At 70.4% G+C, this 17,240-nt stretch carries 17 protein-coding genes and 3 tRNA genes; 4 read left to right on the top strand and 16 right to left on the bottom strand.

The window, feature by feature from the left end:
* Positions 1-3: 3 nt before the first annotated feature.
* The 10 genes from ACY1JX_RS15370 to ACY1JX_RS15325 form a co-directional block, all read right to left on the bottom strand.
* Positions 4-1,218, bottom strand: coding sequence for a bifunctional RNase H/acid phosphatase (locus tag ACY1JX_RS15370; protein ID WP_462564500.1), 1,215 nt, complete (start codon positions 1,216-1,218; stop codon positions 4-6).
* Positions 1,176-1,919, bottom strand: a complete 744-nt coding sequence (locus ACY1JX_RS15365; RefSeq protein ID WP_462564499.1) for a zinc ribbon domain-containing protein — start codon at positions 1,917-1,919, stop codon at positions 1,176-1,178. Before ACY1JX_RS15365 ends, ACY1JX_RS15370 begins: the two co-directional genes overlap by 43 nt.
* Before the next feature lie 10 nt (positions 1,920-1,929).
* Positions 1,930-3,054, bottom strand: a complete 1,125-nt coding sequence (locus ACY1JX_RS15360) for a Nif3-like dinuclear metal center hexameric protein (RefSeq protein WP_286929048.1) — start codon at positions 3,052-3,054, stop codon at positions 1,930-1,932.
* 25 nt (positions 3,055-3,079) lie between these two features.
* Complete coding sequence (locus ACY1JX_RS15355; protein WP_313600916.1) at positions 3,080-3,949, bottom strand: M23 family metallopeptidase; 870 nt, start codon at positions 3,947-3,949, stop codon at positions 3,080-3,082.
* A 19-nt stretch (positions 3,950-3,968) separates the two neighbouring features.
* Positions 3,969-6,074 carry a RecQ family ATP-dependent DNA helicase gene (locus tag ACY1JX_RS15350; protein ID WP_462564498.1) on the bottom strand — a complete coding sequence of 702 codons (2,106 nt, stop codon included), beginning with the start codon at positions 6,072-6,074 and terminating at the stop codon, positions 3,969-3,971.
* Between the two features lie 47 nt (positions 6,075-6,121).
* Positions 6,122-6,445, bottom strand: coding sequence for a TfoX/Sxy family protein (locus tag ACY1JX_RS15345; protein ID WP_286929052.1), 324 nt, complete (start codon positions 6,443-6,445; stop codon positions 6,122-6,124).
* Between the two features lie 58 nt (positions 6,446-6,503).
* Positions 6,504-7,112: a DUF305 domain-containing protein gene (locus tag ACY1JX_RS15340; protein ID WP_286929053.1), complete on the bottom strand. Its 609-nt coding sequence runs from the start codon at positions 7,110-7,112 to the stop codon at positions 6,504-6,506.
* Between the two features lie 58 nt (positions 7,113-7,170).
* A tRNA-Val gene (locus ACY1JX_RS15335) sits at positions 7,171-7,244 on the bottom strand.
* Between the two features lie 181 nt (positions 7,245-7,425).
* Positions 7,426-7,890, bottom strand: a complete 465-nt coding sequence (locus ACY1JX_RS15330; RefSeq protein WP_462564497.1) for a peroxiredoxin — start codon at positions 7,888-7,890, stop codon at positions 7,426-7,428.
* The gene (locus ACY1JX_RS15325; protein WP_181756636.1) at positions 7,887-8,273 is read right to left on the bottom strand and encodes a DUF3052 domain-containing protein; all 387 of its coding nucleotides are present in this window, start codon (positions 8,271-8,273) and stop codon (positions 7,887-7,889) included. The genes ACY1JX_RS15330 and ACY1JX_RS15325 overlap by 4 nt, the downstream gene beginning before the upstream one ends.
* Before the next feature lie 117 nt (positions 8,274-8,390).
* Here ACY1JX_RS15325 and aceE point away from each other — a divergent pair, with 117 nt between their 5' ends.
* On the top strand, positions 8,391-11,150 hold the full coding sequence (aceE, locus tag ACY1JX_RS15320; RefSeq protein WP_462564496.1) for a pyruvate dehydrogenase (acetyl-transferring), homodimeric type: 2,760 nt from the start codon (positions 8,391-8,393) through the stop codon (positions 11,148-11,150).
* Between the two features lie 57 nt (positions 11,151-11,207).
* On the top strand, positions 11,208-12,293 hold the full coding sequence (locus ACY1JX_RS15315) for a phosphatase PAP2 family protein (RefSeq protein WP_286929057.1): 1,086 nt from the start codon (positions 11,208-11,210) through the stop codon (positions 12,291-12,293).
* Here ACY1JX_RS15315 and ACY1JX_RS15310 read toward each other — a convergent pair.
* On the bottom strand, positions 12,230-13,201 hold the full coding sequence (locus ACY1JX_RS15310; RefSeq protein ID WP_462564495.1) for an alpha/beta fold hydrolase: 972 nt from the start codon (positions 13,199-13,201) through the stop codon (positions 12,230-12,232). The two genes, ACY1JX_RS15315 and ACY1JX_RS15310, sit on opposite strands and share 64 nt — an antisense overlap.
* Positions 13,202-13,260: 59 nt before the next feature.
* On the opposite strand from ACY1JX_RS15310, the gene ACY1JX_RS15305 reads away from it, so the two are divergent.
* On the top strand, positions 13,261-13,773 hold the full coding sequence (locus ACY1JX_RS15305; protein ID WP_462564494.1) for a hypothetical protein: 513 nt from the start codon (positions 13,261-13,263) through the stop codon (positions 13,771-13,773).
* Between the two features lie 7 nt (positions 13,774-13,780).
* Here ACY1JX_RS15305 and ACY1JX_RS15300 read toward each other — a convergent pair whose 3' ends face one another.
* Both ACY1JX_RS15300 and ACY1JX_RS15295 read right to left on the bottom strand, forming a co-directional pair.
* Positions 13,781-14,251 (bottom strand): DUF3145 domain-containing protein, encoded by a 471-nt coding sequence (locus tag ACY1JX_RS15300; RefSeq protein ID WP_462564493.1) that lies wholly within the window; start codon positions 14,249-14,251, stop codon positions 13,781-13,783.
* A gap of 160 nt (positions 14,252-14,411) precedes the next feature.
* A complete protein-coding gene (locus ACY1JX_RS15295) occupies positions 14,412-14,858 on the bottom strand; it encodes a phosphatase domain-containing protein (RefSeq protein WP_462564492.1) in 447 nt (148 codons plus the stop codon).
* A 141-nt stretch (positions 14,859-14,999) separates the two neighbouring features.
* On the opposite strand from ACY1JX_RS15295, the gene ACY1JX_RS15290 reads away from it, so the two are divergent.
* A complete protein-coding gene (locus ACY1JX_RS15290) occupies positions 15,000-16,199 on the top strand; it encodes an RtcB family protein (RefSeq protein WP_462564491.1) in 1,200 nt (399 codons plus the stop codon).
* A gap of 21 nt (positions 16,200-16,220) precedes the next feature.
* On the opposite strand, the gene ACY1JX_RS15285 is transcribed toward ACY1JX_RS15290, so the two are convergent.
* The 3 genes from ACY1JX_RS15285 to ACY1JX_RS15275 all read right to left on the bottom strand — a co-directional run bounded on the left by ACY1JX_RS15285 (position 16,221) and on the right by ACY1JX_RS15275 (position 16,959).
* Positions 16,221-16,294: transfer RNA gene (locus tag ACY1JX_RS15285), tRNA-Met, on the bottom strand.
* A gap of 90 nt (positions 16,295-16,384) precedes the next feature.
* A tRNA-Asn gene (locus ACY1JX_RS15280) sits at positions 16,385-16,457 on the bottom strand.
* Positions 16,420-16,959, bottom strand: a complete 540-nt coding sequence (locus ACY1JX_RS15275) for a sigma factor (RefSeq protein WP_462565895.1) — start codon at positions 16,957-16,959, stop codon at positions 16,420-16,422. Before ACY1JX_RS15275 ends, ACY1JX_RS15280 begins: the two co-directional genes overlap by 38 nt.
* Positions 16,960-17,240 lie beyond the last annotated feature (281 nt).

Genomic DNA, 17,240 nt, shown 5'->3' with positions numbered 1-17,240 from the left:
AGATCAGGGCGTGACGGAGAAGTTCCGCAGGCTCGGCGTGCCGTCGGGCCACCACGTGATGGTGGTGATCGAGGCCGGCGCGAGCTCCATCCGGTGGATGACGCCCATGTCCGAACCGAGCGCGAGCCGCACCATCAGCTTGATGGGCGTGACGTGGCTGGCCACGACGACCGTTCGCCCCGCGTGACGCTGCAGCAGCCGGTCGCGCGCCGCCTCGACGCGCGTGGCGACGGCGTCGAAGGACTCGCCTCCCGGGGGCGCGACGGCCGTGGACGCGAGCCACGAGTCCAGCTCCTGCGGCCAGCGCTTCATGATGTCGCCGAACGAGAAGCCGTCCCACTCGCCGAAGCCGGCCTCGGCGAAGCCCTCCTCGATCTCGACCGGGAGGCCGAGCCGCTCGGCCACCTGGGCGGCCGTCTGACGGGTGCGCTGCAGGGGGGACGCCACGATCGCGTCGGCGCCCCCACGCTCGGCGATCCACGCCGCGGCGCGGCGCGCCTGCTCGACGCCCTCGTCGACGAGCGGCAGGTCCTCGCCGCCCGTGCCGCTGAACAGCTTGCGCTGCGTGTGGGCGGTGACGCCGTGACGCAGCAGGATGACGGTGGTCGGGTCGCCCTGCATCGAACCACGCCAGCCGACCTGCGGCTTCTTGGCCTTCGCGTCGAGCGGGGCAGCGTCGCGCGGCTCGGTGAACAGCGCGGGCGGCTCCGGAGGCTCGTCGGCGAGCTGCACCGGCTCGGCGGAGTCGAAGGACGACACGAGGCCCGACCGGCCGGCCTTCTCGGCGTCGAGCGCGGCGTTGGCCAGCGCGTCGGCGCGAGCGTTCTTCGCGCGAGGCACCCAGGTCCAGGTGACCGGACCGAGCTCGCGCACGATCGCCTGCGCACGCATCGCGAGCGGCTTCATGTCGGGGTGCTTGATCTTCCACCGGCCGGCCATCTGCTCGATGACGAGCTTGGAGTCCATGCGGACCTCGAGCGGCTCACCACCGGCGTGCTCGAGCGCGAGCTCGAGCGCCCCGATGAGGCCGCGGTACTCGGCCACGTTGTTCGTCGCGATCCCGATCGTCTCGCCACGGTCGGCGACGAGAGCACCGTCCTTCAGCAGTGCCGAACCGTAGGCGGCAGGTCCGGGGTTCCCGCGCGATCCTCCGTCGGCCTCGGCCACCCAGCCCATCAGGCGGCGGGCTCGGAGGTGCGCACCAGGATGCGGCTGCACTCGGGGCAGCGCAGCACGGTGTCGGCCGGCTCGGCGAGCAGCTCGCGCACGTCGGCGCCGTTGAGCTCGAGGTGACAGCCCTGGCAGCGACGAGCCCGCAGGGCCGCCGCCCCCAGACCGCCATGGCTCCCGGCGAGCTTCGCGTAGAGGGTGAAGAGGTCGTCGGGCACCTGCGGACGGACCTTCTCGCGACCGGCCGAGGCCTCGGCGGCCTCGGCGTCGATCGCCGCGACCTTCTCGTCGCGCGCGGCGACGAGGGTGTCGCGGGTGGCGTTCTCGGCCTCGAGCTCGGCGAGCGCCCGGGACAGCTCCGCCTGGGCGGTCTCCAGCTGCTCCATGACCTCGAGCTCCTCGTCCTCGAGCGTGGAGATCCGGCGCGCCAGCGCCTCGAGCTCGCTCTGCATGCTCGACAGGTCCTTCGGGTTCGAGATGGCGCCCGAGGCCATCCGCTCCTCGTCACGGGTGCGGCGGGCCTTGACCTGCTCCACCTCGGTGTCGGCCTTGGCCTGCGCGCGCTCGAGGTCGGCGACCCGCGTCTGCGCCTCGATCCGACGGGCGTCGATCTCGCGGATCCGGGCGTCGACGGCCGCGATCTCGGCGTGCTCGGGCAGGGTGTTGCGGCGGTGCGTCAGCTGCGCCAGCGCCGAGTCCTTCTCCTGCAGGTCCAGCAACGCCTGCTGGGCGACCGGTTCAGCCTTCACGTGCGACTCCTCATGACAACGTCCGGCTCCAGGGATCGGTGCCGATCGTGGAGACGTGGGTCTTCACCGTATCGCCCAACTCCTCGCGCACCGCCGCCGCCACGGTGGGCAGCCAGGTCCACTCGGCGGCCCAGTGGGGCACGTCGATCACGGCGCACGCACCGGCGCGCTGGAGGTGCTCGCTGACGGGGTGGTGGCGCAGGTCGGAGGTGACGTAGGCGTCGGCCCCGGCGGCGTCGGCCGTGCCGAGCAGGAAGTCGCCCGAGCCCCCGCATACCGCGACGGTCTCGATGATGCGATCGAGGTCGCCGGCGACCCGGGTGGCGCCCGCGTGCGCCGGCAGGCAGCCACGCACGTGCTCCGCGAACGCGCTGAGCGTCATCGGCTCGCGCAGGCGCCCGATGCGCCCGGAGCCGCGCTCGCTGGGCCGCGCGGCGAGGGGCCAGAGGTCGTAGGCCACCTCCTCGTACGGGTGCGTGGCGAGCATCGCCGAGCGCACCTCCTCGCGGATCGACTGGTCGGCGACGAGCTCCACGCGGACCTCGTCGACCCACTCGACCTCGCCGATGGACCCGATCGCCGGATCGGCGCCCTCGAGCGGCCGGAACGAACCGCGACCCGGGCTCTGGAACTGGGCCCGGTCGTAGTCGCCCATGCTCCCGGCGCCGGCCTCGTGCATCGCCGCGACGACGCGGTCGGCGTCGTCGCGCGGGACGAACACGACCCACTTGTCCATCGGCGGTTCGAGGTCGACCTCGAGCGGTCGCAGGTCGGTCAGGCCCAGCGTCGACGCCATGGACTCGCTGACGCCACGCGGCGCGCAGTCGGCGTTCGTGTGACACGTGTGCAGCCCGATCCCGTGAGAGATGAGCGTGTGCACGACCCGGCCCTTCGGCGTGGTCGCTGCCACCGAGGAGGTGCCCTTGAGGAAGAGCGGGTGATGGGTGACCACGAGCTGGGCCCCCAGCTCGACCGCCTCGTCGACGACCGCCTGCACCGGGTCGACCGCGAACAGGATCGAGGAGACCTCCGCGCTCGGGTCACCGACGACGGTGCCCACGGCATCCCAGTCGTCGGCCCAGCGGGGGTCGTAGAGACCGTCGAGAACGGCGATCACGTCACGCAGCGAAGGCATGGGGCGAGTCTGTCACGCCCGTCCGTCAGGCCTCGAAGACCTGGAAGTTGGCGGGCATCCCCGGCTCGATCCCCGCCTCGGGCTCCTTCTTCGTCCACCCGCGGTCGACCGCGCCCTCGGGCTGCTTGATGCCGCTGAATCGCATCGGCAGGCCCGCCGCCCGCAGCGGCGCCGCGTGGTCCATCAGCTGCACGTGCAGGTGCGGCTCGGAGGTGTTGCCGGAGTTGCCGACCTCACCGAGCACCTGTCCGGCGACGACGTGATCACCGACCGCCACCGCCGCGGTGCCCTTCCGGACGTGCGCGGAGAGCGAGTACACGCCTTCGCCGTGGTCGATCACGACGTGGTTGCCGACGACGGCCGCCGCTCCCCCGAGGTCGCGCAGCCCGTCGATCACCATCATGTAGGCGAACGCGAGCCACGAGGTGCGCGAGAGGTGGTCGCGCCGGGTGTCGAGGACCGTCACGACGGTGCCGCCGGCGACGGCATGGATGGGCTCACCGAAGGAGCTGAACGACTCGGGCCGCTCGAAGCCGCCGAAGAGGGGGTACGAGGGCTCGGTGTCCTCGGGTCGCGGGTGGATGATGTCGATCGCGTGGGACTGGCCGTAGCCGCGGACGCCGTGGCTCGGCACCGACGACGCGGGGCTGTGCACCACCGTCCACGTGCCGCGCACGGGGCTGTCGACCACGACGGGCTCACGGTCGTCCTGACGCGCCGGCCGGACCAGGCACAGCGCGAAGAACACCAGGACGGCGAGGCTGGTGACCCCGATCGGGACGTCGAGGACGAACCCGGCCACCACGGACGCCAGGAACAGCCACGCCCAGAGCGGGAACAGCCCGCTGATCGCTCGTCGCCACCGTCCGGTCCCGCGCGTCGTCATGTCACCCATGCCAGCACACCCTGCCCGGTCAGGCCACCGTGGCGAGCGCGAACGGCAGCACCGCCGTGGCGCCGGCTCGGCGCAGCTCGCGCGCGGCCACCGTGATCGTCCACCGGCTGTCGACGAGGTCGTCGACGAGGAGCACCGGCCCCGGAGCGTCCCGCAGGGCGGAAGCGAGCTCGGAACCCACGCTGAACCGGCCCCACACCGAGGCGAGCCGGAAGGCGCTGTTGCCCCCGGTCTCGGCACGCGGAATGTGAGGATCGAGGTCGAGGGTGCCCAGCAGTGGCATTCGGCCGAGTCGGGAGATGGTCTCGGCGGTGGAGGCGACGAGCGTGGGCCGGGTGACCGAGGGCATCGCGACGACCGCGACCGGGCGCTGCTCCCACGGCCAGTCCCGCAGGGCACGGACGGCCGCGCCGACCAGTGGCTCGGGGATCTCGCGGTCGGGAGCACCCGCGGCGAACAGCTCGCGCAGGGTGCCGCCCCAGCCGAGGTCGGAGAGTCGGGCGATCACCCGACCGGTCTCGGCCCGCTCCTCGGCCGCGATCCGGCCCTTGACCTCAACCCCGCGCCGGTCGGCGCCCGTGGGCCACTGGCCCCGCGGCTCGATCGGCACGCCCACCCGGTCGAGCGCCTCGGTGGCGCGTCCGACCGTGGCCTCCGGCACGTCGGTCGGGTACCAGGCAGCGGTGCACACGTCGCAACGACCGCACGCGGTGGCGGACGGGTCGTCGAGATCGCGCTGCAGCAGCTCCATTCGACAGGTCTGCCCGCGCTCGTACGTCAGCATCGCCTGCTGCTCGTGCTCTCGCGCCGCCGCGATGCGCTCGTACCGCTCGGCGTCGTACACCCACGGCTGCCCCGTGGCGATCCACCCCCCGCGCACCTTGCGCACGGCGCCGTCGACGTCGAGGACCTTGAGCAGCAGCTCGAGCTGGGTGCGCTTGATGTCGACGAGCGCCTCGAGCGCCGGCGTGGAGATCGGCTCGGAGCCCAGCTGGGAGATGACCCGGTCGGCGCGCTCGGGGTCGGGCATCGAGGCGGTCGCGAAGTAGCGCCAGATGTCGCGGTCCTCGGGGCCGGGCAGGAGCAGCACGTCGGCGCGATCCGTGGCGCGTCCGGCTCGGCCGACCTGCTGGTAGTACGCCACGGGCGACGACGGAGCCCCCAGGTGCACGACGAAGCCGAGGTCGGGCTTGTCGAACCCCATCCCCAGCGCGCTGGTGGCCACGAGGGCCTTCACGCGGTTCTCCTTTAGGGCCTGCTCGAGCTCCTCGCGCTCGGAGGGGTCGGTGCGACCGGTGTAGGCGCGCACCTCGAAGTCCGCCTCACGCAGCAGCCGCGCGGTGTCCTCGGCGGCCGACACGGTGAGCGCGTAGATGATCCCGCTGCCCGTGAGGTCGCCTAGGTGCGCCACGAGCCAGCCCAGCCGCTGCTTCGCCGAGGGCAGGGTGAGCGAGCCGAGCCGCAGCGAGTCGCGGGCCAGCGAGCCGCGCAGCGTGAGCACGTCGCCCCCGAGCTGATCGGCGACGTCGGCCACGACGCGGGCGTTCGCGGTGGCGGTGGTGGCCAGCACGGGGACCTGGGGCCCGAGCGACTCGATGACGTGCGCGAGCCGCCGGTAGTCGGGGCGGAAGTCGTGGCCCCAGTCGGAGATGCAGTGCGCCTCGTCGACGACGAGCAGGCCCATCCGGTCGAGCAGTCGGGGCAGCTGCTGCTCGCGGAACGTGGGATTGTTCAGGCGCTCCGGGGAGACCAGCAGGACGTCGATCGTGTCGGCCGCCAGGCGCGCCTCGATGTCGTCCCACTCCTCTACCGTGGCGGAGTTGATCGCCGCGGCCCGCACCCCGGCGCGCTCGGCAGCGGCCACCTGGTCGCGCATGAGGGCCAGCAGCGGCGAGACCAGGACGGTGGGACCGGCACCGCGCGAGCGCAGCAGCGCCGTGGCGACGAAGTAGACCGCCGACTTGCCCCAGCCGGTGCGCTGGACGACGAGCGCCCGCCGCTGCTGGTCGACGAGCGCGGCGATCGCCTCGAGCTGGCCCTCGTGGAAGCGCGCATCGGGCCGGCCCGTGAGCGCGCGCAGGCGCTCGAGGGCCTCGTCGGCGGTGGTCGTCGCGATCGTCGTCATGCCCCGATCGTGTCAGGCGGCTCCGACAAGCGCTGCATCTCGCTCCTTCACTGTGGACGAGCGGCTAGGCCGGTGTGGACCCAGAAGGCCAGGGCGTCGTCCTCGACCAAGGCATCGGGTGCGACCGCGAGCCACCGGTCACCCATCTCGCGCCCGTTGCGCATCCGCGCGGGTCCAGCGCCCTCACGTCCCAACAGGTCGCCGTACGTGGCGGGCTCGACCCGGACGAGGAGGCTCCCGTCACCGCGCGCGGCGACCGTGAGGGACTCGTCGACCATGAACGACAGGCCACCGAACATGGACACCTCGCGCGTCTGGCGGTGCGCGAGCACGCGTCGCACCCGGTCCGCGAGCGCGTCCTGCAGCGTCATGCCGCGACTGTGCCACCGGCGACGGCCTCGCGTCGACCTCCGGGCCACGCCAGCGCGGTCACCGACCGTCCAGCAGACCTTTCATCTCCTGGATTTCGGCGGTCTGGCTCGCGATGATCGCGCGGGCCAGACCCACGACGTCGGCATTGCGGCCGTTCGCGACCTCGGCCTTCGCCATGTCGACCGCACCCTCGTGGTGCTCGATCATCTGCTCCAGGAACAAGCGCATCGCGGCCTCGCCCTCCGCGTCCTCCAACGCGGCCATGTCGCCGGCGTCCATCATCCCCGAGTCGTGACCACCGCCGTCCATCCCGCGCATGTCGGCGTCCCACTCCTCGAGCCACTGCTCCATCTGCGCGATCTCCGGGCCCTGCGCCTGCTTGATCCGCTCCGCCAGGGCCGCGACCCGGGGATCGATCGCGTCCTTCGCCAGGACCACGTCGCTCATCTCCATCGCCTGCTCGTGGTGCGGGATCATCATCGTCGTGAACATGACGTCCGCGTGGTTCACGTCTGCGTCGCGCGCCGACGAGCCGTGGTCCATGCCGTGGGAGGCGGGATCCTGCCCGCCAGTCGAGCACGCCGTGAGCGCGAGAGCCGCGAGGAGCGCCAGTGAGACAGCCGCCGATCGACCCCTGAGGGCGGGCCCCCAACTGCTGGCGCTCATACCGCAAGCGTACGTCGCACGGAGGTCACACAGAACGAGGCGGAACCGCCGTCACAAGTGGGCGAAGAGGGGCTCGAACCCCCGACCTTCCGGGTGTAAACCGGATGCTCTGACCAACTGAGCTATTCGCCCCGTCTGCACGTGTCGAGTGCACGAGAACGGTAACGCAACGACCCCGTGCCGAGCCCATGCACAGAAAAGCCGCGCCGCCGGGGTCTCGGGTCCCCGGCGGCGCGGTAGTCCTATCAAACCAGATCCCCATGGCCGACGTGAGCGATTTCCCCGCGTTCCGCCCTGAAAATTTGCTCAGAACTCAGCCGTGTGACGCAAGTGCCTCACGGTACGCAGAGAGATCCCGAGCCTGACCGAGTCCGTTCTCGACCTTCCAGCGCACGATGCCCTCGCGATCGATGAGGTAGGTGCCCCGCGCGGCGGCGCCGGGCCCCTCCTCGAAGATGCCGTAGGCCTTCGCCACCGCGCCGTGCGGCCAGAAGTCGCTCAGCAGGCTGAAGTCGTAGCCGTCCTGGTCCGCCCAGGCCCTCAGCGCGAACATCGGGTCGCACGAGATGGCCAGCACCTCGGCGTCGGCGTCGTTGAAGACGGCCAGGTTGTCGCGGATCTCGCACAGCTCGCCGGTGCAGATGCCGCTGAAGGCGAAGGGGTAGAACACGACGAGCACGTTCCGCCCACGCAGCCCCGACAGCGAGACGTCCTCGCCGTGCTGGTTCTTGAGCGTGAAGTCCGGTGCGGCGGAGCCGACCTCGACGAGCGCGCTCATCGCTTGTGCGTCGAGAGCTTGGTGGCGACCCAGTTCGGACCGACAGCGGAGGTGGTGGTGATCGACAGACCCGCGATGGGGGCAGCCTCACCGATGTCAGCGCCGGAGACGTGTCCGTCCCGGCCGACCTTGGGGGTCAGCAGCCACACGGATCCCCCCTCGGCGACGTCCTGCGTCGCGTCGACGAGTGCGTCCGTCAGGTCGCCGTCGTCCTCGCGCCACCACAGGATCACGCCGTCGACGACCTCGCCGACATCACCGTCCACCAGTTCGTTGCCCGTGTGGGACTCGATGGCCGACCGCAATTCCTCGTCGGTGTCCTCGTCCCAGCCGAGCTCCTGGATGACGGAGTCAGGTTCGAAGCCCAGCTTCCCCGCGTCCACCGCACCTCCTTCTGCCCTACTGCTCAGTAAGGCCTATCGGTTGCTTGCCGGACTCACACTAGCGAACTCCGGGTGGTTTGATGGAAGGGTCCATCCCGACACCCCAGGGAGTGCACCATGGCCTCATCCGGCCCCGACCGCCCCATCATCCACGGGGGCATGCCCACACAGCTGCCCGACGTCGATCCCGACGAGACGCAGGACTGGCTCAGCTCGCTCGACCAGATGGTCGACGAACGCGGACGCGACCGCGCGCGGTACGTGATGCTGCGCATGCTCGAGCGCTCGCGCGAGCGGGCCGTCGGCATCCCCGCGCTGCGCAGCAGCGACTTCATCAACACCATCCCGCCCGAGCGGGAGCCCGACTTCCCCGGCGACGAGGACATCGAGCGGCGCATCCGCTCCTACATCCGCTGGAACGCCGCGGTGATGGTGTCGCGCGCGAACCGCCCCGGCCTCGGCGTCGGCGGCCACATCGCCACGTACCAGTCGGCGGCGAGCCTCTACGAGGTCGGATTCAACCACTTCTTCAAGGGCAAGGACCACCCCGGCGGCGGCGACCAGATCTACTACCAGGGCCACGCGGCGCCGGGCATCTACGCGCGCTCGTTCCTCGAGGGCCGCTTCGACGAGTCGGCGCTCAACAACTTCCGCCAGGAGAAGTCGCAGGGCGAGGGCAAGGGTCTGCCGTCCTACCCCCACCCGCGGCTGATGAGCGACTACTGGGAGTTCCCCACGGTCTCGATGGGCCTCGCGGCGATCAACTCGATCTACCAGGCGCGGTTCAACCGCTACCTGCAGAACCGCGGCATCAAGGACACCAGCGACCAGCACGTCTGGACGTTCCTGGGCGACGGTGAGATGGGCGAGCCCGAGTCGCTCGGCGCGATCGGCCTGGCCGCGCGCGAGCAGCTCGACAACCTCACGTTCGTCGTCAACTGCAACCTCCAGCAGCTCGACGGCCCGGTCCGCGGCAACGGCAAGGTCATGCAGGAGCTGGAGTCGTTCTTCCTCGGTGCCGGCTGGAACGTCATCAAGGTGGTGTGGGGGCGCGAGTGGGACGACCTGCTCACGCGCGACACCACCGGCGCCCTGGTCAACCAGATGAACCGCGTGCCCGACGGCGAGTTCCAGACCCTCTCGATCGAGACGGGCGCCTACAACCGCGAGCACTTCTTCGGCCCCGACCCCGAGCTGGCGAAGATCGTCGAGCACCTGTCGGACGAGGACATCGAGAAGCTGGCGCGCGGTGGCCACGACTACCGCAAGGTCTACGCCGCGTTCGAGTCGGCCACGAAGCACAAGGGCCAGCCGACGGTCATCCTCGCGCACACGATCAAGGGCTGGCTGCTCGAGTCGTTCATGGCGCGCAACGCCACGCACCAGATGAAGAAGCTGACGAACGAGGACCTGAAGACCTTCCGCGACCGTCTGCGCATCCCGATCACCGACGAGCAGATCGACTCCCCCGAGGGCGCGCCGTACTACCACCCCGGCGCCGACCACGAGGACATTCGCTACATGCTCGAGCGGCGTCGTGAGCTGGGCGGCTCGCTGCCCTCGCGCATCGTGAAGGCGAAGCCGCTCGACCTGCCGCAGGACGACGCCTACGCCGACCTGCGCAAGGGCTCGGGGAAGCAGCAGATCGCCACGACGATGGCGTTCGTGCGACTGCTGCGCGAGCTGATGAAGGACAAGCAGATCGGTCAGCGCATCGTGCCGATCGCGCCCGACGAGTACCGCACGTTCGGCATGGACTCGATGTTCCCGTCGGCGAAGATCTACAGCCCGCACGGCCAGACGTACGAGTCGGTCGACCGCAAGCTGCTGCTGGCGTACAAGGAGAGCGAGAAGGGTCAGCTGCTGCACGAGGGGATCAGCGAGGCCGGCGCCGCCGCCTCGGCGATCGCCGCGGGCAGCGCCTACGCCACGCACGGCGAGCCGATGATCCCGGTCTACCTCTTCTACTCGATGTTCGGGTTCCAGCGCACCGGTGACTCGTTCTGGGCCATGGCCGACCAGTTGTCCCGGGGCTTCCTCTTGGGCGCCACCGCCGGCCGCACCACGCTCACCGGCGAGGGTCTGCAGCACGCCGACGGCCACTCGCCGCTGATCGCCCGGACGAACCCCGCGGTGGTCCACTACGACCCGGCCTACGCCTTCGAGATCGCCCACATCGTGCGCGACGGCCTGCGCCGGATGTACGGCGACGGCGAGAACGAGGCCAGCGGCTTCGGCGAGGACGTCATCTACTACCTGACCGTCTACAACGAGCCGATCAACCAGCCGGCCGAGCCCGAGGGCGTCGACGTCGAGGGCATCCTCAAGGGCGCCTACCGCTACGCCGCGTCCCCGGTCGAGGGCGACTCCCCCGCCCGCATCCTGGCGTCGGGCGTCTCGGTGCCGTGGGCGCTCCAGGCGCAGGCCACGCTGGCCGAGCAGTACGGCGTCGCGTCCGAGGTCTGGTCCGTCACGTCGTGGAACGAGCTGGCCCGCGACGCCGAGTCGGCCGAGCGGTGGAACTTCAACCACCTGGGCGAGGAGCCGCGCACGCCGTGGATCGCCACCAAGCTCGGCGAGGGCGGACCCACCATCGCGGTGAGCGACTACATGCGGGCCGTCCCCGACCAGATCTCGCGCTGGATCCCCGGCTCGTGGATGTCGCTCGGTGCCGACGGGTTCGGCTTCGCCGACACCCGGGCGGGTGCTCGCCGCTACTTCCAGATCGACGCCGAGTCGATCGTGGTGGCGGTGCTGGCGTCGCTCGGGCGCGAGGGTCGCATCGACCCGAAGGTCGCCCAGGAGGCGTTCGACTCGCTGCGGATCGACGATCCCACTGCCGTTGCAGGGGTCAAGCAGGAGGGCAGCCCCGCCTGACCCGGACGGGCCGACACCTCAGGATGCTCTCAGCGAGCGCGCCGTAGACTGATCCGCATGTTCGGACGATGGTGGGGCGTGCTGCGCGCGTGGCCGTACACCTTCGGCGTCGCCCTGGCGGCCGCCATCGGCATCACGGCGATCGTCATGTCGGCCCGTCTGGGCATCGCCCTGAAGGACCCCGAGGGCTTCCTCGGCCCCGCGTACGTGCGCCTGCCCGTCATGGGACTGGCGTTCTTCGCCCTGGGCATCGTGCCCATGGCGTTGCGGCGCGCCGGCGTGCGTCACTTCTGGCGCGGCGTCAAGGACATCGTTCGCGACGAGTGGTCGTGGAACCGGGTGTTCCACATCGCCACGGGCCTACTGACGTTCTACATCTGCTACGTCAGCTACCGGAACATCAAGGGCTTCCTGCCCACGGTGCGCGAGGGCGTCAACTTCGACACCATGCTGTCGCGCTGGGACTACTGGCTGATGTTCGGCAACCACCCGGCGGACATCCTGCACAGCGTCCTGGGCACCGGCTTCGCGGCCCAGATCCTGGCCACGGTCTACGTCAGCTACCTGCCGCTGATCCCGGTCACGCTGGCCGCCTTCCTGGTGCTCAACAAGGACTTCTCGCTCGGCGCCTGGTACGCCACGGCCCTCTCGCTGAACTGGGTGCTGGGCGCGGCGGCGTACTACGTCTTCCCCTCGCTCGGCCCGGCCTACTCCGCCGCCACCCTGTTCGACGACCTGCCCACCACGGGCGTCACGCAGCTGCAGTACTCGCTGTTCGTGAACGCGGCACAGAACTACGAGAACCCCACGCAGGCGCCCATCTGGGGCATCGGGGCGTTCGCCTCGCTGCACGTCTCGGTCACCCTGACGGCGGTGCTGTTCTTCCAGCGCACCGACCAGCCGCGCTACCTGCAAATCACCGCGTGGGTCTACTTCGTCCTCACCGTCATCGCCACGATCTACTTCGGCTGGCACTTCATCGCCGACGACGTCGCCGGCGCTTTCATCGGCTGGATCTCGGTGGCTCTCGCGGGGTGGGCGACGGGCAACGGGTTCTGGCACCAGCGGCACCACAAGCTTCAGCTCACGGCGGAGGGCGACTCACGTCCGTCGGAGAGCGACACGCTGGCCAACCCGGCCTGATCGCCGCGCCGCAGCAGCGCACGCCACTTGCCACGGTGGTACTGGGCCGGGGCCTGGACCCGGCAGAAGTCGATCACGACGCGCGCGAACTCGTCGGGATGGTCCTTGTGCGGGAAGTGCCCGGAGTCCTCGAACACGTGCACGTGCGAGTTCTCCATCAACGGCAGCCGCTGGGCGTGCTCGACGGGGATGACGCGGTCGTTGCGCCCCCACACGACGAGCAGCGGCATCAGGCGGGTCAGGTAGGCGCGGTCGGCCATCGTGACGAACTGACCGTCCCAGTCCAGGACCGTCCGCGTCAGGCGACGGATCGCCAGCGTGGTGGCGGGATCGGCCAGACGCTCGTAGATCGCGGCGACCTCGTCGAGGTCGCGGGCGGCGGGAACGCGGGACAGGGCGCGCATCGTCCCGGCGACGCCAGCGCGCCATGGCTTCAGCGTGGCCAGGCGCATCCCGAGGCCCACGCCCGGCAGGGTGAGGGCACGGATGAGCGGAGTGACCTCCGGTCCCAGTCCCCCGCTGGAGACGAGCACGACGCGCTCGGTGCGCTCGGGGAACTGGTAGGCGAACTGCATCGCCACGCCGCCGCCGAAGCTGTGGCCGGCCACGGTGACCTTGTCGATGCCCAGGATCGTCAGCAGGTCGCGCATCCCGTTCGCGAATCCGCCGAGCGAGTAGTCGGCATTGGGCTTGTCGGACTCTCCGTGGCCCAGCAGGTCGGGGGCGATGACCGTGAAGTGCTCGGCCAGCTGGTCCATCACGGGGAACCAGGTGGTGGAGTCGCACGCCATGCCGTGCAGCAGCAGCAGCGGCGGGCCCGAGCCGCGCATCCGGTAGGCGCGGCGGTACCCGTGGACCACGACGTAGTCGACGTCGTCCACCGCTCCGCGCTCCGGGGGCAGCACCATCTGTTCATCCTAAGTCAGGGCGTCGCCGGTTTCTCGTAGAAGCCCCGTAGACTTCGGGTGTGACGTCTCGACCCGACCTGCGCCATCCCGCTGCGCGCGCCTTCGGCTGGCTCGCACTCATCGGCGTGGCCCTCGGCGTCGGGATCGGACTCTTCGCGGCGGGCGGCCTGACCGCCACCGGCGTCACGTCGGCCGACCTACCTCCCCTGGCGGCGCCCACCAGCGAGCCGACGACGGCACCCACCCCCACACCGACTCCCACGCCCGAGCCCGAGGCGGAGGACGAGGGCCCCAAGCCCAAGCTGACGCCGGTCGCCGGCAACCGTGCGGCCCCGGGCGAGCGCTTCGACATCGTGGGCGTCCTGCCCACCGCCGACAAGGGCGCTCAGCTGCAGATCCAGGTCAAGGACGGCGACGGACCGTGGGACGACTTCCCCGTCACCGTCGCGGCCGGCGACGGCGGCCGGTTCGAGACGAAGATCTACACGTCGCGCACCGGCGAGCGGAAGTTCCGGGTCACCGACAAGTCGTCGGGCGACTCCACGCCCGACATCACCGTCACGATCGGCTGAGCGAGCCTCAGATCACCTGGTGCAGCCAGCGGACCGGCGCACCCTCGCCGGCCTGACGGAACGGCTCGAGCTCGGCGTCCCACTTGACGCCCAGCAGCCCGTCGAGCGCCTCGTCCATCGAGATGTCGCCCTGGGCGGCCTTGACGCGGAACGCCTTGATCCGGTCCTCGGGGATGAGCACGTCGCCGTGGAGCCCGGTCATGGCGTGGAAGATGCCGAGCCTCGGCGTGAACGAGTAGCGGGCGCCCTCGCTCGTGGCGGTGGGCTCCTCGGTGATCTCGAAGCGCAGGAGGTCCCAGCCACGCAGCACGGAGGCGAGCGACGCGGCGGTGCCGGCGGCGGCCTGCCACGACAGCTCGGCGCGGTAGGTTCCGGGCTCGGCGGGCTGGGGCGTCCAGGCCAGATCGACCTTGCCGCCCAGAACTCCGGCGGCCGCCCACTCGATGTGGGCGCACAACGCCGAGGGCGAAGAGTGCACGAAAAGGACACCCCGCGTCAGTGGGGTGCCGGATCGGACCGTATTCACCGTGTTCATCGGTACCTCCCTAGGTGCGCCTTCCCCAGCGATCTCGGGTGATACCTGGCTCCATTGTGGCCCATGCGGGGGTCCGCGACAAGGACTGGGCGCCGAATCGCGCTCACGCGGCCGCTCCCCCGACCTCGTGGACCGTCGGCACCCCCGCCTCGCGCAGCAGCGCGACGATGGCCGCGTCGTCCTCCCAGGCCTCCACGATGCGCAGCCCGTCGTCCTCGACGTCGGCCAGCAGCGCGGTCTTGACGACCGTGGCGGGCCGGTAGTCGGCCGCCCAGCGCATGTAGAGCCCGTCGTGGGCGATGCCGTGGAGGTCGAGCCAGTCGAGCGTCAGGTCGCGCCAGACGAACTCGCGGCCGGTCCACAGCACGACCGCCAGTCCCCGGGTACGCGCGTCCTCGAGGGCCTCCAGGACGTCGGGGCGCGGCGGGCATCCGGCCGAGGCCGCGTGGAAGGCCCGGTAGTCCGCGTCGTCACCGGTCACGAGGTGGTCGATGCCCGACGTGTCACACAGGGTTCCGTCGAGGTCGAACAGGGCGGCCTCACGCGTCATGCGCCCATCTTGGCGTGCCGCTCAGCCTGATGGCAGCAGCACCCGGCGTTCGGTGCGCCGCCGCCCGAGAGCGGTGGGCCGCGCACCACCATGAACGCTGGACCATGGCTACGCTTGCGCGGGACCAAGAGGGAGATCAGCGTGGAGCAGATCAGCAAGCGATTCATGAACTGGGCGTCCATCCTCGAAGGGGAGACGCGCGCGCAGGCCGAGATGACGAGCAGGATGCCGTTCATCCATCCGCACCTCGCCCTCATGCCCGACGCCCACCTCGGAAAGGGGGCGACCGTGGGCAGCGTGATCCCGACGCTGGGCGCGATCATCCCCGCGGCGGTCGGTGTCGACATCGGATGCGGCATGATCGCCGTCCGTACGCAGTTCAGCTCCAGCGACATCGCGGGCGTCTCGCTCCGGGGCCTGCGTGAGCGCATCGAGCGGGCCATCCCCCTGTCCGCCGGCAACTACAACACCGAGTACTTCGGCAAGCACACCAAGGAGCGGGTCGACGCACTCGGCCAGAAGGCTGACGACATCGGCTTGAGCGGCAAGGGACATTTCGCCGAGAACTGGGACATGCAACTGGGCACCCTCGGCTCTGGCAACCACTTCATCGAGGTCAGCCTCGACGAGGACGACACGGTGTGGCTGTTCCTGCACTCGGGCTCGCGTGGCGTCGGCAACAAGATCGCTCAGCACCACATCAAGGTGGCTCAGGACCTCTGTCAGAAGTGGTGGATCGATCTGCCCGATCCCGACCTGGCCTACCTCGTCGAAGGCACGGACGAGTTCTGGGCGTACATCCGCGAGCTTCGGTGGGCGCAGGAGTTCGCGCTCCTGAACCGCGAGGAGATGATGGATCGCGTGGTCGCCTCGTTCAACGACTGGCTGGGCGCGAGCGGCGCCCACGGCTCGTTCGCCGAGGTGCAGCGCCTGGAGGAGATCAACTGCCACCACAACTACACGACGAAGGAACACCACTGGGGCAAGGAGGTCTGGTTGAGCCGCAAGGGTGCGATCGACGCGTCCGAGGGAACCCCCGGACTCATCCCCGGCTCCATGGGCACGCGCTCCTACGTCGTCGTCGGCAAGGGAAACGCGCTGTCACTCAACAGCAGCCCGCACGGCGCCGGCCGTGAGTACTCGCGGTCCAAGGCGCGCAAGACGTTCACCGCAGAAGACCTCAAGACCGCCATGGTCGGCATCGAGTACCGCGACACCGATGCGTTCATCGACGAGATCCCCGCGGCCTACAAGGACATCGACGTGGTGATGGAGGACGCCAAGGATCTTGTCGAGATTCGGCACACCCTTCGCCAGATCGTCAACGTGAAGGGCGACTGACGGCGTCGGGTGCTTCGTTCGTAGGGAGGGTGGGGCTCGAACCCACGACCCAAGGATTATGAGTCCTCTGCTCTGACCGGCTGAGCTACCTCCCCGTCGCCGTCCGAGCGTACAAGTTGGCCTGCCCGGACCAGTAAGAAGGCCCGGTTCTCGCTCGTATCAGAGTGAGAACCGGGCCTTGCGCGCTCCCCCGATTGGACTCGAACCAATAACCCTTCGATTAACAGTCGAATGCTCTGCCAATTGAGCTACGGGGGATCGGCTCCCCAAGAGGAGCACGGCGACCAACTCTAGCAAGTCGTCCGCGCAGATGCGAAAGGGCCCTCCCCTCTCGATCTCGGACCTGCCAGCGCGTCAGTCCGAGGTGCTCGGCGACCTCGTCGATGGTGAGGCCGAGGCCGTCCTCGCACAGCAGTCCGTACCGCAAACCGGCCACCGCGGCGAGGTGCTCGGGCAGGTCGTCGAGCAGGTCGCTCCCGCTCGCCGACGTGGTGCGGTGCTCCACAGCAGGGGCCTCGCGGTCCGGTTTCATGGCTCGGGCGATCCAGCTCCACGCGTACGTCGACAGGCGCGTGCCGCGGTCGGGATCGAAGCGGTCGACGGCCAGGATGAGGGCCTCGGCCCCGGCCGCCACGGCCTCGTCGAGGCGCTCGCCCCGGTGCCCCAGCCGCAGCGCGTGCAGGGCGACGTTGCGCAGTCCGGCGCAGATCAGCTCCTCACGCGCGGCGCGATCACCGCCCGCGGCGGCGCGCGCCAGCATCCGTTCGGCGTCCGCGGGGATCGGGACCTGGGCCAGGGCATGGAGCACGAAGGGCGACACCACCCCAACCTCCCGGTCACGGCGCCCCCGCGACAGGGGCGCGCGCCGCGCTGTGGACGACGCACCGCTCGCCCACAGGGCCGGTGCGACCGCGACGCCGTGGAGCCCCTGACCCGCCCTCTCCCCCGACGCCGAGTGGCGCAAAGTTGCCCGCCACTCGGCGAGTGGCGGGCGAATCTGCGCCACTCGCGAAGGGTCGGCGCGGCGGCGCGCGCTGCTCA

It is taken from the genome of Aeromicrobium sp. JP4 (assembly GCF_054957925.1).
Note: the sequence above shows the minus strand (reverse complement) of the source record. Positions and strands in the feature narration are given on the sequence as shown.

What these genes read in the sequence shown, in the direction of transcription:
- ACY1JX_RS15345 (WP_286929052.1), bottom strand. Translation starts at nt 6,445, where the DNA reads ATGACGCTGCAGGACGCGCTCGCGGACCGGGTGCGACGCGTGCTCGCG.
- ACY1JX_RS15310 (WP_462564495.1), bottom strand. Translation starts at nt 13,201, where the DNA reads ATGGTGCTGCCCCCGGAGCGCGGAGCGGTGGACGACGTCGACTACGTC.
- ACY1JX_RS15330 (WP_462564497.1), bottom strand. Translation starts at nt 7,890, where the DNA reads ATGAGCGCGCTCGTCGAGGTCGGCTCCGCCGCACCGGACTTCACGCTC.
- ACY1JX_RS15315 (WP_286929057.1), top strand. Translation starts at nt 11,208, where the DNA reads ATGTTCGGACGATGGTGGGGCGTGCTGCGCGCGTGGCCGTACACCTTC.
- ACY1JX_RS15360 (WP_286929048.1), bottom strand. Translation starts at nt 3,054, where the DNA reads ATGCCTTCGCTGCGTGACGTGATCGCCGTTCTCGACGGTCTCTACGAC.
- aceE (WP_462564496.1), top strand. Translation starts at nt 8,391, where the DNA reads ATGGCCTCATCCGGCCCCGACCGCCCCATCATCCACGGGGGCATGCCC.
- ACY1JX_RS15340 (WP_286929053.1), bottom strand. Translation starts at nt 7,112, where the DNA reads ATGAGCGCCAGCAGTTGGGGGCCCGCCCTCAGGGGTCGATCGGCGGCT.
- ACY1JX_RS15295 (WP_462564492.1), bottom strand. Translation starts at nt 14,858, where the DNA reads ATGACGCGTGAGGCCGCCCTGTTCGACCTCGACGGAACCCTGTGTGAC.
- ACY1JX_RS15350 (WP_462564498.1), bottom strand. Translation starts at nt 6,074, where the DNA reads ATGACGACGATCGCGACGACCACCGCCGACGAGGCCCTCGAGCGCCTG.
- ACY1JX_RS15355 (WP_313600916.1), bottom strand. Translation starts at nt 3,949, where the DNA reads ATGGGTGACATGACGACGCGCGGGACCGGACGGTGGCGACGAGCGATC.
- ACY1JX_RS15275 (WP_462565895.1), bottom strand. Translation starts at nt 16,959, where the DNA reads ATGCTGGCGCGCGCCGCCGCGGGCGGTGATCGCGCCGCGCGTGAGGAG.